This is a genomic window from Cellulomonas avistercoris, from assembly GCF_014836445.1.
GTDB classification, from domain to species: domain Bacteria; phylum Actinomycetota; class Actinomycetes; order Actinomycetales; family Cellulomonadaceae; genus Cellulomonas; species Cellulomonas avistercoris.
Genome location: NZ_JACSQV010000008.1, coordinates 132,197 through 154,218, shown reverse-complemented (window position 1 = coordinate 154,218; position 22,022 = coordinate 132,197). Strand labels below are relative to the sequence as shown.

Annotated in this window: 28 protein-coding genes; 10 read left to right on the top strand and 18 right to left on the bottom strand. The window is 73.9% G+C overall.

The window, feature by feature from the left end; translation table 11 throughout:
* Window positions 1-27: 27 nt before the first annotated feature.
* Window positions 28-690 (bottom strand): Type 1 glutamine amidotransferase-like domain-containing protein, encoded by a 663-nt coding sequence (locus H9657_RS10990; protein WP_191783296.1) that lies wholly within the window; start codon window positions 688-690, stop codon window positions 28-30.
* 228 nt (window positions 691-918) lie between these two features.
* Between H9657_RS10990 and H9657_RS10985 the strand changes: the two genes are divergently transcribed.
* Together H9657_RS10985 and H9657_RS10980 are read left to right on the top strand one after the other, a co-directional pair.
* Entirely contained in the window at window positions 919-1,617 is a 699-nt protein-coding gene (locus tag H9657_RS10985) for a helix-turn-helix transcriptional regulator (RefSeq protein ID WP_191783293.1), read from the top strand.
* A gap of 105 nt (window positions 1,618-1,722) precedes the next feature.
* Window positions 1,723-2,130: a VOC family protein gene (locus tag H9657_RS10980; RefSeq protein ID WP_191783291.1), complete on the top strand. Its 408-nt coding sequence runs from the start codon at window positions 1,723-1,725 to the stop codon at window positions 2,128-2,130.
* Window positions 2,131-2,247: 117 nt separating this feature from the next.
* Here the strand turns inward: H9657_RS10980 and H9657_RS10975 are convergent, their stop codons facing one another.
* Both H9657_RS10975 and H9657_RS10970 read right to left on the bottom strand, forming a co-directional pair.
* Window positions 2,248-3,174, bottom strand: a complete 927-nt coding sequence (locus H9657_RS10975; protein WP_191783289.1) for an SDR family NAD(P)-dependent oxidoreductase — start codon at window positions 3,172-3,174, stop codon at window positions 2,248-2,250.
* Window positions 3,171-3,809: an NAD(P)-dependent oxidoreductase gene (locus H9657_RS10970; RefSeq protein ID WP_191783287.1), complete on the bottom strand. Its 639-nt coding sequence runs from the start codon at window positions 3,807-3,809 to the stop codon at window positions 3,171-3,173. Before H9657_RS10970 ends, H9657_RS10975 begins: the two co-directional genes overlap by 4 nt.
* A 56-nt stretch (window positions 3,810-3,865) precedes the next feature.
* Here H9657_RS10970 and H9657_RS10965 point away from each other — a divergent pair, with 56 nt between their 5' ends.
* Window positions 3,866-4,432 (top strand): TetR/AcrR family transcriptional regulator, encoded by a 567-nt coding sequence (locus H9657_RS10965; RefSeq protein WP_191783285.1) that lies wholly within the window; start codon window positions 3,866-3,868, stop codon window positions 4,430-4,432.
* A gap of 52 nt (window positions 4,433-4,484) precedes the next feature.
* Here the strand turns inward: H9657_RS10965 and H9657_RS10960 are convergent, their stop codons facing one another.
* Complete coding sequence (locus H9657_RS10960) at window positions 4,485-4,925, bottom strand: hypothetical protein (protein ID WP_191783282.1); 441 nt, start codon at window positions 4,923-4,925, stop codon at window positions 4,485-4,487.
* 202 nt (window positions 4,926-5,127) lie between these two features.
* Here H9657_RS10960 and H9657_RS10955 point away from each other — a divergent pair, with 202 nt between their 5' ends.
* The 3 genes from H9657_RS10955 to H9657_RS10945 all read left to right on the top strand — a co-directional run bounded on the left by H9657_RS10955 (window position 5,128) and on the right by H9657_RS10945 (window position 7,076).
* On the top strand, window positions 5,128-6,042 hold the full coding sequence (locus H9657_RS10955; RefSeq protein WP_191783280.1) for a glycine zipper domain-containing protein: 915 nt from the start codon (window positions 5,128-5,130) through the stop codon (window positions 6,040-6,042).
* On the top strand, window positions 6,039-6,482 hold the full coding sequence (locus tag H9657_RS10950; RefSeq protein WP_191783279.1) for a hypothetical protein: 444 nt from the start codon (window positions 6,039-6,041) through the stop codon (window positions 6,480-6,482). Before H9657_RS10955 ends, H9657_RS10950 begins: the two co-directional genes overlap by 4 nt.
* A 138-nt stretch (window positions 6,483-6,620) precedes the next feature.
* Window positions 6,621-7,076: an iron chaperone gene (locus H9657_RS10945; protein WP_191783277.1), complete on the top strand. Its 456-nt coding sequence runs from the start codon at window positions 6,621-6,623 to the stop codon at window positions 7,074-7,076.
* On the opposite strand, the gene H9657_RS10940 is transcribed toward H9657_RS10945, so the two are convergent.
* From H9657_RS10940 to H9657_RS19130, 3 genes are all read right to left on the bottom strand, one after another.
* Entirely contained in the window at window positions 7,069-7,683 is a 615-nt protein-coding gene (locus H9657_RS10940) for a DUF402 domain-containing protein (protein WP_191783275.1), read from the bottom strand. The genes H9657_RS10945 and H9657_RS10940 overlap by 8 nt on opposite strands.
* Window positions 7,684-7,779: 96 nt before the next feature.
* Window positions 7,780-8,046, bottom strand: a complete 267-nt coding sequence (locus H9657_RS19135) for a helix-turn-helix domain-containing protein (protein WP_318241433.1) — start codon at window positions 8,044-8,046, stop codon at window positions 7,780-7,782.
* Window positions 8,043-8,768, bottom strand: coding sequence for a hypothetical protein (locus H9657_RS19130; protein WP_225215103.1), 726 nt, complete (start codon window positions 8,766-8,768; stop codon window positions 8,043-8,045). The genes H9657_RS19135 and H9657_RS19130 overlap by 4 nt, the downstream gene beginning before the upstream one ends.
* 65 nt (window positions 8,769-8,833) lie before the next feature.
* Between H9657_RS19130 and H9657_RS10930 the strand changes: the two genes are divergently transcribed.
* Entirely contained in the window at window positions 8,834-9,283 is a 450-nt protein-coding gene (locus tag H9657_RS10930) for a ricin-type beta-trefoil lectin domain protein (RefSeq protein WP_191783271.1), read from the top strand.
* Window positions 9,284-9,351: 68 nt separating this feature from the next.
* On the opposite strand, the gene H9657_RS10925 is transcribed toward H9657_RS10930, so the two are convergent.
* The 7 genes from H9657_RS10925 to H9657_RS10895 are packed head-to-tail and all read right to left on the bottom strand — an operon-like array spanning window position 9,352 to window position 16,026.
* Window positions 9,352-10,611, bottom strand: a complete 1,260-nt coding sequence (locus H9657_RS10925) for a lysine N(6)-hydroxylase/L-ornithine N(5)-oxygenase family protein (RefSeq protein WP_191783270.1) — start codon at window positions 10,609-10,611, stop codon at window positions 9,352-9,354.
* Window positions 10,604-11,089: a GNAT family N-acetyltransferase gene (locus H9657_RS10920; protein WP_191783268.1), complete on the bottom strand. Its 486-nt coding sequence runs from the start codon at window positions 11,087-11,089 to the stop codon at window positions 10,604-10,606. The genes H9657_RS10925 and H9657_RS10920 overlap by 8 nt, the downstream gene beginning before the upstream one ends.
* Window positions 11,086-12,156, bottom strand: coding sequence for an NAD(P)/FAD-dependent oxidoreductase (locus tag H9657_RS10915; protein WP_191783266.1), 1,071 nt, complete (start codon window positions 12,154-12,156; stop codon window positions 11,086-11,088). The genes H9657_RS10920 and H9657_RS10915 overlap by 4 nt, the downstream gene beginning before the upstream one ends.
* The gene (locus H9657_RS10910; protein WP_191783264.1) at window positions 12,149-12,964 is read right to left on the bottom strand and encodes a type 1 periplasmic-binding domain-containing protein; all 816 of its coding nucleotides are present in this window, start codon (window positions 12,962-12,964) and stop codon (window positions 12,149-12,151) included. Before H9657_RS10910 ends, H9657_RS10915 begins: the two co-directional genes overlap by 8 nt.
* Window positions 12,961-14,472 (bottom strand): class I tRNA ligase family protein, encoded by a 1,512-nt coding sequence (locus tag H9657_RS10905; protein ID WP_191783262.1) that lies wholly within the window; start codon window positions 14,470-14,472, stop codon window positions 12,961-12,963. The genes H9657_RS10910 and H9657_RS10905 overlap by 4 nt, the downstream gene beginning before the upstream one ends.
* A complete protein-coding gene (locus H9657_RS10900) occupies window positions 14,469-14,726 on the bottom strand; it encodes a cupin domain-containing protein (protein ID WP_191783260.1) in 258 nt (85 codons plus the stop codon). The genes H9657_RS10905 and H9657_RS10900 overlap by 4 nt, the downstream gene beginning before the upstream one ends.
* Before the next feature lies 1 nt (window position 14,727).
* Window positions 14,728-16,026 carry an APC family permease gene (locus tag H9657_RS10895; RefSeq protein WP_191783258.1) on the bottom strand — a complete coding sequence of 433 codons (1,299 nt, stop codon included), beginning with the start codon at window positions 16,024-16,026 and terminating at the stop codon, window positions 14,728-14,730.
* Between the two features lie 262 nt (window positions 16,027-16,288).
* Between H9657_RS10895 and H9657_RS10890 the strand changes: the two genes are divergently transcribed.
* Window positions 16,289-18,055, top strand: coding sequence for an alpha/beta hydrolase (locus H9657_RS10890; RefSeq protein ID WP_191783256.1), 1,767 nt, complete (start codon window positions 16,289-16,291; stop codon window positions 18,053-18,055).
* Between the two features lie 9 nt (window positions 18,056-18,064).
* Here H9657_RS10890 and H9657_RS10885 read toward each other — a convergent pair whose 3' ends face one another.
* Together H9657_RS10885 and H9657_RS10880 are read right to left on the bottom strand one after the other, a co-directional pair.
* On the bottom strand, window positions 18,065-18,766 hold the full coding sequence (locus H9657_RS10885; protein ID WP_191783254.1) for a DUF402 domain-containing protein: 702 nt from the start codon (window positions 18,764-18,766) through the stop codon (window positions 18,065-18,067).
* 126 nt (window positions 18,767-18,892) lie between these two features.
* On the bottom strand, window positions 18,893-19,381 hold the full coding sequence (locus tag H9657_RS10880; protein WP_191783252.1) for a hypothetical protein: 489 nt from the start codon (window positions 19,379-19,381) through the stop codon (window positions 18,893-18,895).
* An 84-nt stretch (window positions 19,382-19,465) separates the two neighbouring features.
* On the opposite strand from H9657_RS10880, the gene H9657_RS10875 reads away from it, so the two are divergent.
* Both H9657_RS10875 and H9657_RS10870 read left to right on the top strand, forming a co-directional pair.
* Window positions 19,466-19,894, top strand: a complete 429-nt coding sequence (locus H9657_RS10875) for an NUDIX domain-containing protein (protein WP_191783250.1) — start codon at window positions 19,466-19,468, stop codon at window positions 19,892-19,894.
* A 266-nt stretch (window positions 19,895-20,160) separates the two neighbouring features.
* On the top strand, window positions 20,161-20,364 hold the full coding sequence (locus tag H9657_RS10870; RefSeq protein WP_191783248.1) for a hypothetical protein: 204 nt from the start codon (window positions 20,161-20,163) through the stop codon (window positions 20,362-20,364).
* Between the two features lie 186 nt (window positions 20,365-20,550).
* On the opposite strand, the gene H9657_RS10865 is transcribed toward H9657_RS10870, so the two are convergent.
* Both H9657_RS10865 and H9657_RS10860 read right to left on the bottom strand, forming a co-directional pair.
* Window positions 20,551-21,222: an HAD-IA family hydrolase gene (locus tag H9657_RS10865; RefSeq protein ID WP_191783246.1), complete on the bottom strand. Its 672-nt coding sequence runs from the start codon at window positions 21,220-21,222 to the stop codon at window positions 20,551-20,553.
* Between the two features lie 109 nt (window positions 21,223-21,331).
* On the bottom strand, window positions 21,332-21,922 hold the full coding sequence (locus H9657_RS10860; RefSeq protein ID WP_225215102.1) for an HD domain-containing protein: 591 nt from the start codon (window positions 21,920-21,922) through the stop codon (window positions 21,332-21,334).
* Window positions 21,923-22,022: the final 100 nt, after the last annotated feature.

The window sequence follows — 22,022 nt, the reverse complement described above, 5'->3', positions numbered from 1 at the left end:
TCGCAGGACGGCCCCGGGTGGTCGGGGTCAGGCGCCGAACCGGACCCACTGCCCCTCGGAGACGACCTCGACGGTGCCGTCGACGACCGCGATCGCGGTCTGCTCGTCGATCGCGTAGGCGGGGCCGGCGATGTCGGCGGCCCACCGCTGCGCGTCCGCCAGGGTGTTCGACGGGAAGGCGTCGAGGTGCGGGAAGATCGCGAAGTCGACGACACCGAGCGTGCGGTCGTCCGGCGCGTCCGGCCACTCGACGAACCACGACCCGATCCGCGGCGCCATCACCATGCTGCCGGCGCTCACGCCGACCCACACCGCGCCCGGCAGGGAGGGCAGCAGGTCGGCCAGGCCGGACGCGCGCACCCAGTGGGCCAGGTAGGTCGCGTCGCCGCCGTCGACGAGCAGCACGTCGGCCTCGCGCACCCACGGCACCCACCGCTCGGCACCGATCGTCGGCAGGGCCGTGAGCTCGAGGACGCCGAGCGACGCCCACCCCAGCCCGCTCAGGCGCTCGACGCCCGGCTCCGCGGCGATCAGCCTGCGCACGCTCGCGGGGCCGCACATCGGGTGGCCCCACTGCGCCGTCGGGATGCACAGGGCCCGGCTCTCGGCGACCGGCTTGCCGAGCATCCGCTCGAGCGCCGCGTGGATGGCGGCGTTGGTGACGCCGCCTGACGTCAGGAGGAGCTTCACGGTTCCTCGGCCTTCGCGGGGACGTGGGGTCGACGTGAAGACCGCGGTGCGGCCGCGATGTCATCGGGTGCGGCCGAGCGGGTCGTTCAGTCGGGCGGCCCACGGTCGTCACGGCGCAGCCAGGCCCGCCTGGATCTCCCGGATGACGGTCCCGAGGATGCCGGCCGTGAGCAGCCCCGACCCCAGCGGACCCGCGCGGGCGCCCCGCGGCGGGCCTATGGTCGCCGGATGAACCGGACCGACCGGCTGTACGCGCTGGTGGAGGAGCTCCGTGCCGTCGCACCGCGCCCGCGGAGCGCGACCTGGTTGGCGGCGCGGTTCGAGGTCAGCACGCGCACGATCGAGCGGGACATCAGCGCGCTGCAGCAGGCAGGCACGCCCGTCTGGGCCGAGCCGGGGCGCACCGGCGGCTACTGCCTGGACCGCTCCCGGACGCTGCCGCCGGTCAACTTCAGCCCGGACGAGGCGGTCGCCGTCGCCGTCGCGCTGCACGGGGCCGTGGGGACGCCCTTCCACGCCGCCGGCAGGACCGCGCTGCGCAAGCTCCTCGCCGCCATGCGCGACGACGACGCAGCGGCGGCGCAGGACCTCGTCTCACGGGTGCACCTCGTGGGCGCCGACCCCGACGCGCCGGTCGTCCCGCCGCTGCTCACCGACGCGGTGTCCGCGCGGCGGGTCCTGCGGATCCGGTACACCGACCGGGACGGCCGGTCCACCACGCGCGACGTCGAGCCGGTGGGGTACGTCGGCTCGACGACCGGCTGGTACCTGCTCGGCTGGTGCCGCCTGCGCGACGGGCTGCGGGCCTTCCGGCTCGACCGCGTCGACCGGGTCACCGCCACCGCGGAGACCGCGCCGCGTCGCACGGTGCACCCCGGGGACGTGCAGGTGCCGGAGGGCGACCTGCGCACGCTGACGTTCCTGTGATCGACGCGCGGCGTCAGAACACCGACACCGGGGTGTCGCCGGGCAGGTCCACCGTGGTGCCGATCGCGTGGCCGCGCGACCACCCACACCCTTCCGGAGGTCACCGTGAACCTCGTCTCCGTCCGCCTCATCACCGCCGACGTGCCACGCCTCGTCGCCTTCTACGAGCAGCTCACCGGCCTGGTCGCCGACCGGCCGTCGCCCGACTTCGCGGAGCTGCGCACCGTCGGCGGCACGATCGCGATCGGCAGCGTCCGCACGGTCGCGCTCCTCGGCCCCGGTGCCGCGCGCGCCGCCGACAACCACTCCGCCATCGTCGAGCTCCTGGTCGACGACGTCGACGCGACGTTCGCGGCACTGCCGGAGGGCTCGGTCGAGGTCGTCGCCGAGCCGACCACGATGCCCTGGGGCAACCGCTCGCTGCTCGTCCGCGACCCCGACGGGACCCTCGTGAACCTGTTCACGCCCGTGACGGCCGAGGCGGTCGCCCGGTTCGCCGGCACGGCGCGGTGACGGCGAACCTGCGACGCTCCCCCGCACTGCTCACCGCGGCCGACCGGCACGCTCGGCGTGCTGGTGGCACTCGGTGTGCTCGGCCTCATGCGTCGCAGGGCGCGTGCCCGGGCGCGGTCAACCGTCGAACCACCTGACGCTCACGTCGTGCAGCCGCTGCTGCACCGCCGGGTCGTGGGAGACGGCGGGCGTCGTCGCCTCCACCTCCCGGCGGTAGTAGCGCCCGCTGACCCCGGCCAGCGCGGGTTCCGTGGCCAGGCGCAACGCGGCGGAGGCGCCGTCACGGGGCGTCCGCATGCCGCTGCGGATGAGCCCGCCGAGCGGACGCAGTGCCGCCGGGACGAGGTCGTCGACGATGCCGGTGGCGACGATGCCCGGGTGCACCGAGTTCACGGTGACCCCGTGCGGCCGCAGGAGGCGCGCGAGGTGGTAGCCGCTCGTGACGGTGAGGAGCTTGGCGCGCGCGTACGCCTCGAAGGCGACGAAGCCGTCGGCGGGGTTGATGCGCGTGAGGTCGTCGAGCTGCGCGGGGTCGAGGTCGGCCGGGCGGGGGCGTCCGAGGAGCTTGACCTGCCGCGTGTCGTTGAGGGTGTCGGACGCGACGTGGACGACCCGGCCGGCTGCGGCGGCGAGGTTCTCCCGCAGCAGGTGGGTGAGCCCGAAGGCTGCCAGGTAGTCCACGGCGACGTGCCTCTCGACGCCGTCGGGGGTCAGGCGGCGGTCGGGGAAGTGCGCGCCGGCGTTGTTGACGAGCACGTGCACGTGCGGGTGGCGGCAGCCGATCGCCGCGGCGGCGCCGACCACGTCGTCGCGCAGCGACAGGTCGGCCTCGACGACCTCGAACCGGCTGCCGTCCCCGACGGTCTCGCGCAGGAGGCGCTCGGTGCGCGGCGCGTCCCGGGCCACGGCCACCACGTGCGCGCCGGCGCGCGTCAGCTCCTCGACCAGGACCCGTCCCATCCCCCCGCCTGCCCCGGTGACGACGGCCACCTGCCCGGCGAGGTCGACGACCGGCGACGCGACGTGGGAGCGGCGGGCGTTCACCGGGCGATCCGGGGATACGCGTGCACGTGACGCGGGTCCTCGACCTCACGGACGAGGAGGTCGGCGAGGTCCGCGCGTCCGACGGACGTCCACAGGTGCACCGGCAGGTCGGGCGCCACGCGGTATGTCCCTGTCGCGGGCGCGTCCGTGAGCCTCGGCGGACGCGCGACCGTCCAGCGCAGGCCTGAGGAGGTGACGACCGACTCCATCCCCTCCTTGTCACGCATCCTGTCCCCCACCCCGGCCCACACCGCGAGCGCGTAGGCCGACCGGTCGCGGCTCTCGGCGACGCCGTGCGCGCTGACGACGACGAGCCGCGCGACGCCCGCGCGCTGCATGGCGGGGACGGTGACCGCCATGGCGTCGGTGCAGACGGACGTCGGTCCCCTCGCCGCTCCGCCCAGGGCGCTGACCACCGCGTCGACGCCGGTCAGTGCCGCCGACAGGGTCGCGACGTCGCGCACGTCGTGCCACTGCACCTCGCGCAGCCCGCGCGCCGGGGCGAAGGACCCCGGACGTCGCACGAGGGCGGTGACGTGGTGACCGCGCCGCAGGGCCGTCGCCACCACCAGGCGTCCCGTGGCCCCGGTCGCTCCCAGGACGAGCACCCGCTGCTGTGTGACAGATTGTCTCATAGATGGAAGGTGCCACCCAGGTCACTCTGAGTCAAGATGTCTCATAGACTCGGTGGATGGCCCCCCGCGACGACGACCCCCGGTTCCTGCGCAGCCGCGAGGCGATCGTCACCGCCGCCCGCGAGGCGCTGCTCGCCCACGGACCCGGCGCCGTCACCCACGCACGGGTCGCCGAGCAGGCGGGGATCGCCCGCGCCACCGTCTACCGCCACTGGCCGCGCACCGACCAGCTCCTGGCCGCGGCGATGGCGACCGTGCCCATGCCGTTCTTCGACGCACCCGCCACCCCGACGCGCGAGTGGCTGGTCCAGGAGCTGACCACCCTCGCCCGCGAGCTCGACCACCACGACGTCCGCGTGGTCGCGACCACCCTGGCCGGCACGGCCCTGTGGGAGGACGACGCGGACGCCCGTCGGGCCCGGTTCGCCGCCGTGCTCGCCGGCCGGCTGGCCGACGCCCTGGAGGCCGCCCGGGCACGCGGGGAGGTCGAGCTGCACACCGCTCCCCACGACGCCGCCGCCCTGGTGATCGGACCCCTCTACTACCGGGCCACCATCGAGCGCGGCACCACCGACGAGCACGTCATCGCGGCCGTCGTCGACAGCCTCGGCCGATGGCGGTGACCTGCGACCGCCCGGCGGTCACCCGTCGCACCCACCTCCCGCCGTGGCGGTCTCAGCCCTGCGGCGGGGTCGGCGCGCCGTACGACGGGCCGGTCCACGGCCGCTGGTGCTGCCCCGCCACGGTGTAGGGACCCTGCGGCTGGGCGGGGGCCGTGCGACGTCGGCGCACCTGGCTCAGGACGAAGACGTTGACGAGGTGGAAGATGCCGAGCAGCAGCGCCACCGCGCCGAGCTTGGAGGCCAGCGCCTCGATCGCCAGCTGGGTCGACAGGACGGGCGCGCTCACCCGGAGGTTGAGGGCGACGAAGCCGAGGTTCACGAGGTAGAACCCCACGACCAGGAGCTGGTTGGTCGCGGCGGCGATCTTCTCGTCCCCGTGGAAGACGTCGACGAGGAAGACGTCCCCGTTGCGCGTGAGGGTCCTGGCGACCCAGATGGTCAGCGCGACGCTGGCCGCGATGTAGACGAGGTAGGTCAGGACGGTCGCGTTCATCGGATCGCTCCTCGGGCCGGACGTCAGCCGAGCGGTTCCCGGCTGGTTGAACGTGTTCAACAAGAACGCTAGCGGTCATGTTGAACATGTTCAAGTGATGCTCGTCACGACCTGATACCGGGTGGGTGCGCCCGTGCCCGTCCGGGCAGGTCGTCGCCCCCGCCTGGCCCGGCGGGACACCGCGGGGCGACACTGGAGGTCCATGCGCGAGGGGGGCCGCCGGATGTACGCGACGCTGCAGCAGCACGGCCAGCCCCCGGCGCACCGCACCGCGGCACGACGCGCGCGGCCCGGTGCGGGCGGTTCGCGGGCCGAGCAGGTGCTCGCGCTGCAGCGCGCCGCGGGGAACCGGGCGGTCACGGCGCTGCTCACCGACCTGCGCGCACCGGCGTCCTCACCGGGCACGACGGACGGGCGCGGGCTGGAGGACGAGGGCCCCACGGACGACCGGACGACGGGTGCGCTGGTCGGCGGCGGCCTCGGCGCCCTGGTCGGCGGTGTCGTGGGCGGGCCGGTGGGTGCGCTCGTCGGCGGTCTGGGCGGCGCCCTGCTCGGCGGGACGATCGGCGAGCTCATGGACGCGGCCTCCCAGCCGCTGCCGGTGGCGCTGCGCAACGGGCCGGGGCACCGGCCCATCGACGAGCCGGCGACGGTCGGGATGTCGATCGACATCGCCCTGACGTCGTCGACGGGGGTCGACGCGGACATGGCGTCCGTCGAGGACAGCGAGCAGGTCTCGGCGTCGCTGCGGCACACCGGCTCGTACACGTCGGTCCCGCCGGGGCGCAGCAACAACAGCGGCTACATGCCGGGGTACCCGATCCCCCCGGACCGGCACGGCGAGCCGCGCGCCCGCGTCATCGACCTGGCCGACAACCACGGCGGCGACGGCACGATGGACCGTGAGCAGCTCGACACGTACCGGGTGCCCTCGGCGGGCATCGGCGAGACGGTCGTCCCGGCCTCCGGCTACCTGATCCGCCGGATCATCACCGTGTCCGGCACGACGGTCACGTTCCGGCTGCAGAAGAGCCCGCAGGCGGTGACGGTCAACGGCTTCACGACCACGGCCGGTCCGTCGCCGACGCAGTGGGAGGACGTGGTGGTGCGTCCATGAGCCCCGCACGGGCGCGGGCCGCGCCCCCGTCGGACGCGGACCGGAGCGTCGTCGACGGCTACCCGTCCTGGCCCGACAAGGGCGAGGAGCGGGACGGCTACCGGCTGACGGTCCTCACCGCGACGCTGCGCGCGGCCGTCGGCGAGCCGGTGCGCGTGGTGCACGTCGTCGAGTCGACGGACGCGGCGCACCCGCTGTTCGTCATGGGACCCAAGGAGGTCCTCGGGGAGCTCGTGGACGGCGCACCCGCGACCGACCCCGTGCCGCAGGGCCAGGACGCGCTCGAGCCGGCCTCGTACGACGGCCGGGTGCTGCCCGGACCCGGCGTGGACGCGCACTACGACGTGACGGAGTACGTCTTCGACGAGCCGGGCACGCACACCGTGCAGTGGGCGCCCGGTGGGCGGCGGTCCAACGTGCTCACCGTCGAGGTCGGCTGAGCCGCGACGTCGGCCGTGAACGCCACGAGCGGCGTGCCGTCGCCCGCTCGGCGTGGGAGGTCAGGATTCGAGAAGCACCGCCGCGAGGCGCGCGCCTAGGGTCGGTCGCACCTTCATGGATCGGGAGAGGGGTGTGCGATGGCAGGCAAGGTCTCGACGGCGGCGGACGGCTTCTCGGCGCAGGAACGCGCGGCGATGAAGGAGCGGGCCGCGGAGCTCAAGGCGCAGGCGCGACGCGCGCGTGACGCGGACAAGGCGGCCGCCGACGAGGCGGACGTGCTCGCGAAGATCGCCCAGATGCCACCCGAGGACCGCTCGCTGGCCGAGCGTGTGCACGCGATCGTGACGCAGGCGGCGCCCGGGCTCGCACCGAAGCTGTACTACGGGCAGCCGGGGTACGCGCGCGACGGCAAGGTGCTGTGCTTCTTCCGCAGCGGGCAGATGGACAAGGAGCGTTACTCGACCTTCGGGTTCAGCGCGCAGGCCGGGCTCGACGACGACAGCGGTGCCTGGGCGACGTCGTTCGCGTTGGCCGGGCCGACGGATGCGGCTCTGGAGAAGCTCGGCGCGCTGGTGAAGCGCGCAGTCAGGTGATCTGAGGCAGGGCACTCGCCCGGTCGATCTCGCCCGGCTGCCAGGTCGCCCAGGTGAGGTCCCACGGCGGGTCGCCGCGCTCGATGTCGGCGATCACCGCCTCACCGGTGGCCCTGATGGCGGCAGCCGTCCCCGCGGTCAGGACCCCGTGCTGCACAGCCGCGACGAGCTCGTCCTCGTCCTTCCACCGCCACCACGACAGGTCGGGCGCGACGAGGATGTCGAGCACGTGGTCGAGCGTCTCGAAGCCGTCGGCGGTGCGTCGCAGCGGTTCCTGGAGGTTGACGTACCAGGCCGCCACGTCCCGCTCGTCGGGGGTCGAGAGCCGCCAGACCTCGAACGGCAGGCCGATGCGACCGATCCGCAGACGGCCCGGGGGCTGCCACACCTTGTCGCGCAGGGTCCAGCGCCCACCCGCCATGATCCGCAGGTAGTCCTTGCGCTCGGACGGGTCGATGGGCTCGCGCGTCACGCTGCCGGCGGCCTGGTGCAGGACGAGCTGGTCGGGGTCGTCGACGACGACCGTCACCGGGCGCTCCGTCCAGACCAGACCGTCGACGACCTCGCGGACGACGACGACGTCGCCAGGGCGGAAGTGCTCGCTCATCGGGCCATCCTCTCGGAACGGCGGGCGTGGGCACGGCGGATCGACCGCTGCCGAGGGTCGACCTCTGCCGCCTCGGCAGGCGCCACCGAGGTCCGGTCAGCGTCCGGCGCGGTCGTCCCCCACGTCGGGACCCGGCGTCGCCAGCACCTCGAGGAGGTCGCCGGGCTGGCACTGCAGCACGTCGCAGACCGCGGTCAGGGTGCTGAAGCGGATCGCTCTCGCTCGTCCGTTCTTGAGGACGGACAGGTTGGCGACGGTGATGCCGCTCAGGGCGGCCAGCTGGACGAGGGACATGTTGCGCACCTCCAGCAGGCGCGCGAGGTGCGAGACCACCCGGTGCTGACCGGTGGCGTCGTCGCTCACACCAGGCCCTCGGTGTCCGACGTCAGCCGGGTGCCTCGCCCCGTGGCGGCCGCGAGCGCGAGGAGCAGCAGGACGACGGGCAACGGCCACCACCCGACGACGAGCGTCGGAGCGAGCCAGTCGGCAGGCATCGCGAACGAGCCCGTCGGCGACCATCGTGGCGTGGCCTCGATGACCGCGATGATCCGGGACGCGGCGACGACGTCCCCGACGGTCGCCACGACCCACGCGACCATGACGACGGCCGCGGCCCATCCCAGGCGACGCGCGTTCCCGCGAGCGAACGGACGTCCGGACGCGGTGCTGCGCAGCGCGGGGATGAGCACGAGCCCCACGACGCCCCCGGCGACGAGCCCACCCCACGCCCCTGCGCTCGCCAGCAGCGCGGTCACGGGATCGACGTCGGCGCCGGCGAGGAGCTCACCGCCGTGGCGGACCGGGAGTGGCTGACCACCGGGCCAGACGTCGCCCGACGCCGCCGGCCCGCACGACGAGCCGTCCATCGACCAGCCGTCGACGCAGGGCCACACCCCCGCCATGTACCCGACGGGGGCCGTCAGCCGGACGGGAGCCTCGGCGCTGGTGCCGCGGCCCAGCAGCGCCATACCGGCGTAGAACAGGCCGCTCGCGACGGCCAGGTACGCGACGACGAGCATCAACGCCACCAGGGTCGGCGGACCGAGCCTCCGCCCGAGCTTCTCGTGCTCAACCGCTGCCGTCATCGCCGACCCCATCTCGATAGTCGATACGTCCTGCCCATGGACCTATCGACCATCGAGATGCTGCCTTGAGCCGTCTCACCCGTTCGCGCGATCCGTTCGTTTCATGCATCCCGCCCCCGTTCTCAGAGGTCCCTGAATCTCGACGAGCCGGCGGCGAGCTGGGCAACAAGGACACCGGGCTGTGCGTCGACCGCCGCGAGCACCCCGAGCGGCCGGTGGCGGCGTTCACCACGAAGTGCAACGGCTCGGCCACGCAGCGCTGGGTCTGCTCGGCCGCCGACCAGACCATCCGCACCCCGGACGGCCGGTGCCTGGCCACCGGCAGCTCCTCCGGGATCTTCGTCACGGCCTGCGACAGCGGTCTGCTGGTGCGCTGGGGACAGACCAGCGACGGCCGCATCCACCAGCTCGACTGGGGCATCGGCTGCATCGAGGACTTCCGCACGGCCACCCTCACCTGGGGCGCCTGCACCAACAGCCCCAACGAGGTCTGGTCGTCGCTGGCGACCGTCTGACCCTCGCCCGCTGAGAGCGCGCGGCAGCAGCAACGGGCCTTCCCGTCGCTCACTCCTCGGCCGGTGCCTCAGACGCTCACCGGGACCAGCGGCTCCCGCACCCGCTCCAGCCCCATGCTCGTCACCAGCTCCTGTGAGCGCACCGCGATGTTCGACAGCAGACCCGCTCCGAGCCCGTGGTGGGAATCGGTCGCACCGACGACGAACACCGGCAGCGTGACGCCGCTGCGCACCACGCGGTAGTCGCGGGCGAGCGTCGCGGGACCGGGCGGGAACCCCTCGCCGAACATCCCGACAGGCAGGACCGAGCGGAAACCGGTCGCGCACACCACCGCGTCGAAGTCCTCCGAGCGTGTCGTCCCGGCGAGCCGGTCCTCGACGGTCAGCGTGACCGCGCCCTCGTGCTCGGTGGCGGCGTGCACCGCGGACGCACGGTGCATGTGCAGCCGCTGGTCGCCCGTGACACGCCCGCCGTACTCGGCCGCGTACAGCCACTGCAGCAGGTCGGGGTCGACGCACCCGTAGTTCGTGGTGCGGTGCCGCCGCAGCAGGTCCTCGCGCACCGCGGCGGGCGCGAAGTAGAAGTCGTCGACCGCCGCGGGGTCGAACACGCGGTTCGCGAAAGGGCTGTCGTCCGCGGGGACCATGCCGTAGCCGGAGATGAAGCAGTGCACCTGCGACCCCGGGACGCCGTCGTAGGCGTGCCGGACGACCTCCGCCGCACTCTGCCCCTGCCCCACCACCGCGATCCGCGGCGCCGCTCCCAGGTCGAGCGCCTCGAGACCCGAGCGCAGCGAGGTGTTGTGCAGGATCCGGCCGCCGGCCGTCTCGGCCCACGACGGCAGCACGGGTCGCGAGCCGACGCCGATGACGACGTGCCGGCTCCACAGCTCGAAGGCCAGGCCGTCGCGCGTCCCGCGCACGCGGCACAGGTCCCCCACGAGGTCCACGGCCTCGACGTGCGCACCCCAGCGGATGTCGACCGTCAACCGCTCGACCACCCAACGCAGGTAGTCCGTGAACTCCAGGCGCGACGGGAAGAACGTCTGCATGTTGATGAAGTCGTTCAGCCGGCCACAGTGGTGCAGGTAGCTGGTGAACGTGAAGGGGCTGCGGGGGTCGCGCTGGGTCGCCAGGTCCTTGAGGAAGGAGATCTGCATGACCGACGACGACAGCAGCATGTCGGGGTGCCAGTCGAACCCGGGCCGCCGGTCGAGGAACGCCGCCCTCACGGGCACGCCCGTGGCCGTCAGCTCGTCCACGGCGGCCGCCAGACCGAGGTTGGCGGGCCCCAGACCCACGGCCACGACATCCAGCACGTCATCCATCACTGCCCCCTGGTGCTCTCGTGTAGGTGAGGAACTCGCCGTCCTGCTCGGCGTCGGCGGCAAGGCCGAAGCCCAGCCGCTCGTACAGCGCACGTGCGCGAGTGTTGGTGCGCTGCGTCTCGAGCCTGACCTCGTGCGCGCCGGCGTCGGCGGCTTCCGCGAGGACGTGACGGACGAGAGCGACGCCCGCTCCGCCGCCCCGGACGTCCGGGGCGACGAACAGGTCGTTGAGCTGCCACGTGGTGTGCAGCCGCAGGGACGAGTGGCCCGGGTACACCTGCGTGAACGCGACCGCGCGACCGTCCTCGAGCACGGCCCGCACCAGGGAGTCGCCGCGCTCGACGCGGGCCCTCAGGAACGCGCGCGCGGCGTCCTCGTCGCCCTCGCGTCCGTAGAAGCCGCGGTAGGCGACGAACAGCTCGGCCACCTGCGCCACCGTCTCGGTGTCCGTCCCCGCGGTCACCCGGACCACCCTCATGACGCCTCCTTCATGACCGCCGCCGCCAAGCGGCGCGCGATCGCCGGTGCCTGCTTGAACCCGCCGCCGTCGAGGCCGTGGACGGCGAGCACGTTCCCGTCCGCCGCGGCGTGCCACGGGGCGATCGAGCCATGACCGTCGCTCTGCACGTCGAACGACGTCACGCCGCCCAGGTACGTGCCCCGCCCCGCGTCGGGCAGCAGAGCGGCGAACCCGGCGCGGACGTACTCGTCCTGCTGCACGGACCGGCCGACGCTCGTCACCCCCTCGGAGGGTGCGTCGACCGCCCGGCCGACGAGGTAGCGCGCGGGGCGCGTCCGGGTCGGAGCCGGGCGCCACCACAGGCCGCGCGCCTCGTCGTTCACGGCCGGCAGCCCCGGGGGCAGCAGGCCGTCGTAGTACGCGTACCCGATGCGGCGCAGCCGCGACGTCCCGGGGACGGACGGTACGAGCCGGTGCGTCGACCGACCCGCGGCGACGACGACGCACCGGGCACGGACCGTCTCGGGACCCGTCCGGACGCGCACCGGCCCGGGCGTGTCGTGCTCGACCGCGTCGACGGGCGAGACGTCACGCAGGGCGACCCCGGCGCGCCGTGCCGCCCGCACCAGCCGCGAGCGCACCGCGTGCGGCGGCGCCCACCCCCCGCCGGGTTCGAGCATCGCCGCGTCACCGTCGTGCCACGCGAAGGGGATCACCGTGCGCAGCCGGTCGGTCGTCACCAGCTCCCCGGCGACGCCGGCGCCCGCCAGCTCCTCGACACGCGCCGGCAGCAGCGCGGACCGGTCCCGCCCGACGACCTCGACGGCGCCCGACACGACCCGGTCGGGGTGCTGGCGCCAGGTCTGCGTGAACGACTCGACGGCGAGCCTCGCGGCGGGGCCCTCGGCGACGCCGCAGCGCAGCAGACCACCGGAGCGGCGGGTGGCCGAGCGGCGCTCGTAGCCCCCGCGGTCGCCGAACCAGGCGAGCCGTCCGGCAGGGACCCCGGCGTCCAGGAGCGCCGCGACGACGAAGGCACCCACGACACCGTCGCCGACGACGGCGACGTCGACCTGCTCAGCCACGGGCACCTGCCGCAGCGGTGACGACCCAGCGCGCCGGCGGCAGCGACCACGAGTCCACGAAGCCGGAGGCGTCGTGCCCCGCACGCAGGCTCGCGCGGGCGTGCTCGCACGCGGCCCGCACGAGCGCGCCCGGGTCGGGCTGCGTCGTCACCACGTCGACGCCGACGCCCCCGGCGTCGTGGGCGAGCTCGGCCGCCCCGACCCAGGCGTCGTCGCTCAGCACCACGCGGCGGCCGGATCGCACGAGCGCGGAGAGCGTCGGCCACGCGGCACGTGTGTCGTCGAGCTCGCCCAGCACCACCACGTGCTCCGCGGACCCGGCCGCCGCCTCGGCGGGCGTGACGACGCGCCCACCGGCCTGCGTCCACAGTCGCGGCAGCGCGCCGTGCTCCGAGAGCACCACGGCGACCGCGTCGCCCTCCTGCTCGGCGACGTGCCGGCGCACGGCCGCCACCTGCTCGCGGTCCGAGGGCATGGGCGCCACGACACCGAGCCGACGATCCTGGTGGTGGACCGTCACGTCGGGCGCGGACGCCAGCGGCAGGCTGACCCGCACTGCGCCCGACCGGCCGTACGACTCCAGGGCGCGTCGTGCCCCCAGGCTGCTGAAGTGGCCGACGACGGCGTGCACGCGCGTGTCCCGCGCGAGCTCGGCGGCCAGCTCCGCGGACCGGGCGGGGTCGGCACGGTCGTCGAGGACCAGGACGTCGTCGTCGCCCGCGAGCTCCGGGGGCACGAGCGCTCCCCAGGCGGCGCGGGGGCCTGTGACGGGCACCACGATGGCGACGACGTCCCGCACCGGGGTCACGCCCCGAGACCGAACAGCTTGGTCCGCGGGACCTCACCGGACCGCAGCGCGGCCAGCAGCCGTGCGGCGCCGTCGGGGACGACGGGTGCCGCGACGTCGGCGAACTGCTCGGCCGTCTCGCGCAGGACCGCGACGGACGGGGCACGTGCGGGCGTGCCCGGGGCCGTGGCGGCCACCTCGTCGGCGAGCCGCGCGACACGCTCGCCCAGCTCGACCAGACCGGCGGCGGCCGCTGCCGGGTCGAACCCGTCGAGCGTGAGCGCCACCCGGACGTCGTCGACGGCCCGTGCCGCGTGCCGCGCGTGCCGCCGGACGTCCGCCGGGGCCGGGTCCGCGGCGGCCGGCTCCGGCGTCGCACCGACGAGCCGCACGGTCTGCGCGAACGTGCGCTGCCAGGAGTCCACGACGGCCTCGGTACGCGCGAGGTCCTGCAGCGTGAAGTCGGTCTGGCGCGTCGCGGGGCGCCGCAGCATGCAGTGGAGGCGCAGCAGGTCGCGGCCCGCCACCGGCAGGAGCTCCTCGGCCCACACCGCGTGCTGCCGGCTGGTCGAGAACTTCTGCCCGTTGAGCAGGAAGAACTCGTTGACGACGAAGCGCTCGGCGAGGAGCTCGTGCCTCCCGAGAGCGAGGTTCACGGCCGGGAACAGCACGGCGTGGAAGTAGCCGTTGTCGATGCCGAAGAACTGGACCGGACGCCCGACCACGTGACCGTCGGTGGCGGTGGGCCGCTCGACCGCGTAGCCCTCGGCCATCTCGAGCCACACGTAGATCCGGTGGCTCTCGTAGCCCTCGACGGGGACGCTCACACCCCAGTCGCTGGGGTGCGCCACGAGGAGCTCGGGCAGCCCGTCGGCCGCCATCGCGTCGCACACGGCCCGCAGGCGCGGCGGCATGTCGACCGAGTCCCAGTACTTCGTGAGGTCGTCGCGCATCGGCTCGAGCGGCAGCACCAGGAGCGTCACGGGCCGGATCGTGGCGAGCGACCCGCAGCGGATGCAGGACGGGTCGACCACGTCGTGGCACGCGTTGGGGCGGCAGCACTGCTCGCACGCGTTGCCGTTGGTGCCCGACCCGCAGTGCGGGCACGCGCCGCCGAGGTAGGCCTCGTACAGCCACCGCGAGCAGTCCTCGCAGTAGGGCAGCTGCGTCGCGCGGGGGACGACGGCACCGACGTCGACCAGTGCGCGGAACATCGACCGCACGCGCGCGTCGTAGTCCTCGCCGCGGGGCAGCACGACGGTGTCGAAGTCGACACCCGCGTCACGCCACGTCGTCGTGATGGACCGGGTGTACCGGTCGGCGACGTCCACGGGGTCGCTGCCGTCGGCCCACGCACGACGCGGGACGTAGCTCTGGTTGTCGTCCATCCCCGTGGTCAGGCGCACGTCCTCGCCCTGTGCCGCGAGCGCACGGCGCAGGACGTCGGCGGCGATGTACGGCCCTGACATGTGACCGACGTGCAGGGGTCCGTTCGGGGTCGGTGGGGTGCAGGTCAGCCACGTGGTCACGCCGGGACCTCCACGCGCGGCCAGTAGACGGACAGCCACGTCAGACCGGCCGCGGACGCCTCGAGGACGTGCGGGTGGCCACGCTCGATGAGCAGGACGTCGCCGGCGACCAAGGGCTCGACGACGCCGTCGGACTCGATGGTGCCCGCGCCGTCCCGCACGATCACGAGCTCACGCTGGTTGTGCTCGTCGGGCGAGGTGCGCGTGCCCGGGTCCAGCCAGCACGCCATGGCGCCGAAGGTGTCGTCGACCACCTCACCGGGGAAGACGCGTTGGCACGTCGTCCCGTACTCGTTCGGGGCGGTCGTCCGGTCGACCCGGGTGATCCGGGTGAAGGGTGCGGGCATGGCGGTACCTCTCTGCGATGACGGCGATCACGGTGACGATGGCGAGGACGAGTCCGACGGGCCGCTCCAGGAGGAGCATCACGGCAGCCAGGAGCAGGACCGTCGCAGCGGCGAGGGTCAGTCGGCGCCGCACGCGCGTGAAGGCGTACGCGGCCAGTCCGTAGACGGTGAGGAACAGGCAGGAGGTCCAGCCGAGCAGGTGGTCCATCGAGAACGCCCCCGCCCCGGCGCCCGCGAGCACCACGAGGTAGCCGACGGTGAGGACGCCGCGTGGCACGAGTCCACGCGGGTCCCGCGTCGACCACGAGGGCGACAGGCGCGTGGCGGCGTGCTGGAAGAGGCTCGCACCACCGAGCACCCACGCGTTCGTCGCCGCCACGATGGCCACGAGGGACACCGCGACGAGGGGTACGCGAACCGCGTCGGGCAGTGCGGCGGTGAGCGCCGGCACGAGCAGCGCCGGCCCGCCCGGCGGGAGCGCGGCGAACGTGATGGCGGCGACGAAGTACACGACGACGACGACCGGTACGGCACGGCGGATCGCGTACCGGAAGGCGCGCTGCGGGTCGTGGACGCGCCCCGCCAGGAGCGACACGTTCTCCCAGCCGAGGTACGCGTAGAACGCGATGCCCGCCGCGGTCACGAGCCCGGCGGACCCGGGGGGCTCCCTCGCCGTGACGTTCTCCCACTCCAGGCGCGGCACGGCCAGCGCGCTCGCCAGCAGGATCACCACGACGGCGACGCGCATCGACCACGCCTGGACGGCTCCGATCACTCGCGTCGGCAGGATGCTCGCGAGCACCGACACGACCATGAACCCGGCCGCGACGGCGGCCTGCACGGGCGCCGTGGTCAGGGCGGTGGACCCTGTGATCATGGCCAGGTAGCTGGCCGACGCCAGCCCCATCGCAGGGTTGCCGACGAGGTAGACGACGAGCAGGACGACGTCGGAGTAGATCGCCAGCGGGCGTCCGGTACCGGCCTCGACGACCTCCTGGATGCCCGAGGCACGGGGGAAGTGGGTCGAGACGTCCGCGAAGAGCCCGGCGATGGCGACGCACGCGACCCCCAGGACGACCCACAGCGCGACGGCGGCGCTGCCCGCGTGCTGCACCGTGAGACCGGGCACCACGAGGATGCCGGCGCCGAGCACCGACGAGACGTACAGGAAGACGAGCCGACGCGCGGTCAGTCCGGTATCCGTCATGCCACCCCCCGGGCACGAGCAACCGGTCCGTCCCGGTTTGCGGCGGGCCGAACCTAGGGCCCGCGGGTCACGTGCCCACATGACTGCCCGTTATGCGAGACGGTCGTCCGGGTGATGGGCGCAGGCCCGGCAGCCGGTGGAGCGACGAGTCGCTGCGAGCGAGGACGCGCTGCTGGCGGCCCGTCCGAGCCGGTGCGATGCTCGGGTGACGGCGTGCGCGGCCCTTCCGGGGCGTGACGTCACCGCCCCGGGGGAGGCGCGCATGACGCAGCGTCCCGGCGAGGTCGCGCCCCTGTCCGGGGCCACCCGGACGACGTCGGGGGCTCCCGCCACGGGCGACCGGCACCAGGCGGGCACGGACCCGCGGCGGCGGCGACGACTCCCCCGGCCGCCGCACCCGGCAGGGCTCGCGATGGGGACGCTGTTCGCGGTGGTCGCGACGACGCCCTCCCTGCTGCCGCGCGACTGGCTCTACCAGGGGCTCGTCTCGGGGATCTCCGGGGCGCTGGGGTACGGGGTCGGCGTCGCGCTCGCCCGGGTCCTGCGGCTCGTGCCCGCGTGGCGTCGGCTCGTGTGCACGGCACGCCGGCGGGTGCCGCCGACGCTCGCGCCGCACCTGCTGACGATCCTCGGCGTCGTCGCGGCCGTGGCCGTCGTGCTCATGCTCGTGCAGGGTGCCGCCTGGCAGAGGGCGATGACGGCCGCCATCGGCATGCCGCCGCCCTCGACCCTTGACTGGCTGCGGGCCGGCCCGCTGCTCGTGCTCGTCGCCGCCGCGTTCGTCCTGGCGGCGCGCGGGGTGTGGTGGGTGAGCCGCCGCGTCGACGCGCTCCTGGAGCAGCGGCTGCGGTGGCCGCACGCGGTGGCGTCCGTGGTCGCGACGGTGCTCGTGCTCGGCGGGGTGGTGGTCGTCAACGACGTCCTGCTGCAACGTGCGCTCGGGGCGGCGGACGCCGCGTTCGCCGCCCGCAACGCCCGTGACCACCCGGGGGTGGAGCGCCCGTCGGCGACCGAGCGCTCCGGGGGGCCCGGATCGCTCGTGGCCTGGGAGTCGCTCGGCCGCGAGGGTCGCCGCTTCGTCGCCGGCGGCCCGAGCACCGACGACCTGCGGGACGTCGCACCGGACGTCGCACCGACGACGCCCGTCCGTCTTTACGTCGGCATCGAGAACGCCGACACGGCGGGCGAGCGCGCCACCCTGGCGGTCGAGGAGCTGGAGCGCACCGGCGCGTTCGACCGGCAGGTCCTGCTGCTGGCCACCACGACCGGGAGCGGGTGGGTCAACAACTCCGCGGTCGAGTCCCTCGAGCTGCTGTACGCCGGGGACACCGCCGCGGTCGCCACCCAGTACTCGTACCTGCCGAGCTGGCTGTCCTTCCTCTTCGACCGCGGCCGGGCCAGCCAGGAGGCGCAGGCCCTGACCGCGGCCGTGGAGGAGCACCTCGCCGGGCTGCCCGCGGACGAGCGCCCGTTGCTGCTCGCCTACGGCGAGAGCCTCGGCTCGTACGGCAGCGAGACCGCGTTCACGTCTCTGGCGGACATCCGCGAGCGCACCGACGGGGTGCTGTGGGTGGGTCCGCCGGACGCCAACCCCGTCTGGCACGCCCTGGTCGAACGGCGGGACCCCGGGACGCCCGCCTCGGCGCCGGTCTACGCGAGCGGCCTGCTCGTCCGCTTCGCCGGCGACGCCGCGCAGATCACCCTGCCGACGACGCCGTGGGAGCCGCCGCGGGCCCTGTACCTGCAGCACGCCGACGACCCGGTCGTGTGGTGGAGCCCGGACGTGCTGCTGTCCGCGCCCGACCGGCTGCGTGAGCGACCCGTCGGCACCGACCGCCCGACGATGCGCTGGTTCCCCGTGGTGACGTTCTGGCAGCTGACGTTCGACCTGCTCAACGCCAAGTCGGTGCCCGACGGGTACGGGCACAACTACGACGGGCTGGTCCTCGACGGGTGGGTGGGCGTCGTGCCGCCCGACGGGTGGACGGCCGCGGACACGGAGCGGGTGCGTGCGGTGCTCGCGCGGTGAGCCTGCCGGCTACGCCTCGCCCGGTAGCCGTTGCCAGCCGTCCGGCAGGGGAACCGCACCCCATCGCGCGTCGGGCAGCCACGCGTCCCAGTCGGCGTCGAACGGCCAACCCGCGGCCCGCGCGCGCTGCAGCAGGCGAGCGCCGACCACGCGGACGTGGTGGGCGTGCCGGTCCGTGACGTAGCCCCGGTCGACCATCCACGCGAGCTCGTCCTCGTCCTTGAGGCCCACCGTCCACGGGCCGTCGAGCGGGCTGCCCGCGGCGACCACGTCGAGAGCCCAGTCCTGCGTGTCGAAGCCGACAGCGGACCGGCGCCACGGCGACTCGAGGTTGCCGTACCAGCGGTCCGTCCACCGCTCGCCGTCGTGCCACCGCCACACGGACCACCGGTCGCCGCGCCGGTGCACGCGCACGACCGTGTGCCCCTGCCAGGCACGCTCGGCGTACGTGCCGTCCCACGCCGCCGGCAGGACGATCCGGCGGTTCGGCCCGGCACCCCTCCCCGCGCGCATCCGCACCCCCGAGCCGGGCGGGGTCGACACGACCAGGACGTCGTCGTCGTCGAGCACGACCGTGCCGGCGACGGCGTAGCCGACGGCGACCCCGTGCGGACGGCCGTGGTCCCGCACGCTGCGCAGCACGACGGGTGCGCCGCGCTCGAACGGCGGCGGCTCGGGCACGGGCGGCAGCGGGACCTCGTCGTGGACCACCGGGCCACGGTAGCGACGGGTCAGGGTGCCGAAGCGGATCGTCGTGCTCGCATCGCGTGCAGAGCCCAGTCGTTCGAGGCCTCCTGGTAGCCGGCCGTATCGTGCGGATCCGACCTTCGGTGGCGGTCACCCAGGAGCTCGACGCGAGTCCCGCTCGCTGATCTCCTCGGCAACAGCGCGCATGATCGACCCTGCGGCCTCGCGCGACACGGGGCCCTCGACGTCGGTGAGCGTGACGCGCAGGTCCCACCCGCCCGTGTTCGCCCACTCCTCGTCGAAGTCGTCGACAGGGAAGCCGGGGCTGGCGTCGAGCAGGGCGCCGATCCACTGCTCCGTCTCGATCGTGACCCACCGCCCGTCCTCGAACCGGAACGTGTACATGCCGAAGCGCATGGTGTCCACCTCGCGCACCGGACCGAACCGTGCGTTCTCGACCGCCACGACGGTCGCCTTCCAGTACTTCCACTCGCCGCTCGTGGCGAAGGCCAGCTCGTGCCCGGGCCCGGCCTGCGGACCGGGGAGCGAGAAGGCGAAGGCGCTGGAACGACCGACGACCAGCGTCTGGTCCAGGTTGTACCAGCCGGGCTTCCACGACGCGGTCCACAGGGTGCTCACCGCGCCAGCATGTCCGAGATGCGGCAGAGACGTGCGGCGCACTGAACACGGACACCTGACGAGCCCACGCAGTACGGTCCGGAGGTGCCACGCGTCCGAGCGCTCGCCCTCGCAGTGATCCGCCGCCCCGGGACGGGACAGCTCTTCGTCGACGAGATGGTCGAGCCCGGCACGGGACGCAGGTTCCACCGGCCGGCAGGCGGAGGCATCGAGTTCGGTGAGCACGCAGCGCAGACGCTCGAGCGCGAGCTCCTCGAGGAGTACGCGCTGGCCATCACGGTCGGACGTCAGCTCGGCGCGCTGGAGAGCCACTTCACCTACGCCGGTCGAGCGGGCCACGAGATCGTCCTCGTGCACGAGGCCCGGCTGACCGACCCGGCCGACTACGAGCCGGAACGCAGACCCTGCCTCGACCAGTCGCACGTCTGCGGCGTCTGGCGATCGCCGGAGGAGCAGACGATCCCGCTGTACCCCGCCGGCCTCGCGGGCCTCCTCGAGGTGGACGGGCACTAGGACGAACGAGCTGGGCTTCACGCGGCAGCGCCTCACCGATGAGCCGGCCGCTTCGGTCCAGCTGCGAGGGCCACCCTCGTGGGACCGGCCCGGCGGAACACGCTCCGGTCAGCTGCCGTCGAGTGACCCGCCTGAGTCCCTCGAGCCCCCGAAGCCCTTCTCCACTAGCGGTCGTCGTGACCGTGGGCCATGATCCGGGTGCTTTCGAATCACCGGAAGCACCACATTTCCGGCAGGCTCGCCGGACCCCCTCTCCTGGAGTGCTCATGCTTGCGCTCGTCGCTGCCGCAGTCTTCGCCCTCGCCCTGCTCCTCGACCTCGTCGAGGCGAACGTCGGGGACGCTCTGACCCCACAGACGCTGATGTTCCTCGGCCTGTTCTTCCTCGCGCTGCACCTGGGAGGGATCGGCGGCGCGTCGCCGGTGAACGGCGGCTGGCGGGGACGTGGGGGCACCTCCCGCCGGAGGTAGGGGCTCGTACCACCCGCTCGGCGTCATCACGCCGGAATCCACCAAGAGGTCACGGGCGCGCTCCGCGCGTTCGTGGCCTCTTGGTCCCCCGGGAGGGGCCGTACGGCAGGCGGTGTCGAGATGCACGGCAGGTTGATGCCGGTGAGCGGGCCGCTTCGACCCGATGGCGGTCGGTCCGACCGGCGGTCAGATCAAGGGGTCCGCGCGAGGCCCGACTGCCGTGCTGATCATCAGGCCACTGACGGTGGACTCCACGCTGCACGCCCTGAGGTCGGATATCACCGCGTCGGCAGCGCAGAGGTCATGAGCCGGGTGGGATGTCGCCACCGCGAGCACATGGGCCCCTGCGGCGCGACCGGCCTCCAGGCCGGCCGGCGCATCTTCGACGACGAGGCACCGGCGAATGTCGAAGCCGAGCGCCCGGGCCGCCTGCAGGTACCCCTGCGGGTCGGGCTTGCCGAGCAGCACATCTTCGGCCGCTACGAGCACGTCAGGCACCGGAAGCCCCGCAGCCGCCAGTCGCGCACGCATGAGCGCCCGTGACCCGGAAGTCACCGCGGCCCACCGGCTCTCTGGAAGGGCCGCCAACAGGTCGCGCGTGGCAGGGAGTGCGGTCACATCACCGAGGTCGGCCAGCTCCAAGCGCTCGAGCTCGGCAACCGCCGCGGCGCGTTGGCCGCTCGGAAGAAACTCGGCGACCGTGTCCTCCGAGCGGCGCCCGTGACAGACCCGCAGAACCGCCACAAGGTCGATCCCCCACGCCGCCGACCACGCCTCCCAGGCCCGCACGACCGCCCCGGTCGAGTCCACCAACGTCCCATCGATGTCGAACAGGATCGCGTCGACCTCGAAGCGCATGGCAGCAACCTACGCGGGCCGGGGCCTGTGCCGCAGAGGCGCCGACAGCCCGAGCTGTCGTTGTGGAGCTGATGCTCACCGACCCGGGGGTGGTCGCGCGGCTCGGACGTCAGCTGGTGATCGGGTGGCTGTTCTGGAACGCCAGTCGCTGGTCTGCTCCGGCAGCCAGGCGTCCGAGATGGTCGTCCAGGTCGAGGAAGACCTGCCACGGCTCGTGTCCGGATGCCTGGACCAGGCGGTCGATCAGCAGCTGCTCCAGCTCAGGGACGCGCTTGGCCTTCCACGTCTTGTCCGCGACGCTGACGAGGAGGTCCTCCACCTGGATCCCGGGCGCGTCCCAGTCGCCGTGGGTCGCGGCGAAGCGGGCCAGCGACGGGTCCACTCCCGCATCGAGCAGCAGCTGCTGCCCGGCTCGCTCGTGCAGGGAGCCAGGCCCCGACAGCTCCGCGATGTGGCGGACCTTGCCGATGTCGTGGGTGGCGGCGCCGAAGAGCACGGCATCCCGGTCGAAGGTCACCGCGGGGTGCTGTCCGGCCAGCCAGGCGCTGAGCCGAGCAGCAACGTCGTGGACCAGGCGCAGGTGCGCTGCCAGGCGTGGTGGCGCCGCAAGCTCGACAAGCAGGTCGGCGCATGCCGGAGGCAGGGGTGCCACGGGTGGGTCGCCCGGATCCTCAAGAGCCCGCTGCAGCCTCGTGCTCACGGGACGCTCCTTCCACGATCGTCGAGATGCACGACAGGTCGACCGACGCTGAGCGTCACCTCTTGCCTCATAAGGCGGTGGTGCTCGCGGACCTTCAGAG

Coding starts and splice junctions, on each gene's coding strand:
- H9657_RS10920 (WP_191783268.1), bottom strand. CDS start 11,089: ATGAGGGTGGTCCGGGTGACCGCGGGGACGGACACCGAGACGGTGGCG.
- H9657_RS10870 (WP_191783248.1), top strand. CDS start 20,161: ATGCTTGCGCTCGTCGCTGCCGCAGTCTTCGCCCTCGCCCTGCTCCTC.
- H9657_RS10970 (WP_191783287.1), bottom strand. CDS start 3,809: ATGAGACAATCTGTCACACAGCAGCGGGTGCTCGTCCTGGGAGCGACC.
- H9657_RS10965 (WP_191783285.1), top strand. CDS start 3,866: ATGGCCCCCCGCGACGACGACCCCCGGTTCCTGCGCAGCCGCGAGGCG.
- H9657_RS10950 (WP_191783279.1), top strand. CDS start 6,039: ATGAGCCCCGCACGGGCGCGGGCCGCGCCCCCGTCGGACGCGGACCGG.
- H9657_RS10865 (WP_191783246.1), bottom strand. CDS start 21,222: ATGCGCTTCGAGGTCGACGCGATCCTGTTCGACATCGATGGGACGTTG.
- H9657_RS10895 (WP_191783258.1), bottom strand. CDS start 16,026: ATGACGGATACCGGACTGACCGCGCGTCGGCTCGTCTTCCTGTACGTC.
- H9657_RS10925 (WP_191783270.1), bottom strand. CDS start 10,611: ATGGATGACGTGCTGGATGTCGTGGCCGTGGGTCTGGGGCCCGCCAAC.
- H9657_RS10890 (WP_191783256.1), top strand. CDS start 16,289: ATGACGCAGCGTCCCGGCGAGGTCGCGCCCCTGTCCGGGGCCACCCGG.
- H9657_RS10985 (WP_191783293.1), top strand. CDS start 919: ATGAACCGGACCGACCGGCTGTACGCGCTGGTGGAGGAGCTCCGTGCC.
- H9657_RS10960 (WP_191783282.1), bottom strand. CDS start 4,925: ATGAACGCGACCGTCCTGACCTACCTCGTCTACATCGCGGCCAGCGTC.
- H9657_RS19130 (WP_225215103.1), bottom strand. CDS start 8,768: ATGACGGCAGCGGTTGAGCACGAGAAGCTCGGGCGGAGGCTCGGTCCG.
- H9657_RS10955 (WP_191783280.1), top strand. CDS start 5,128: ATGCGCGAGGGGGGCCGCCGGATGTACGCGACGCTGCAGCAGCACGGC.
- H9657_RS10945 (WP_191783277.1), top strand. CDS start 6,621: ATGGCAGGCAAGGTCTCGACGGCGGCGGACGGCTTCTCGGCGCAGGAA.
- H9657_RS10940 (WP_191783275.1), bottom strand. CDS start 7,683: ATGAGCGAGCACTTCCGCCCTGGCGACGTCGTCGTCGTCCGCGAGGTC.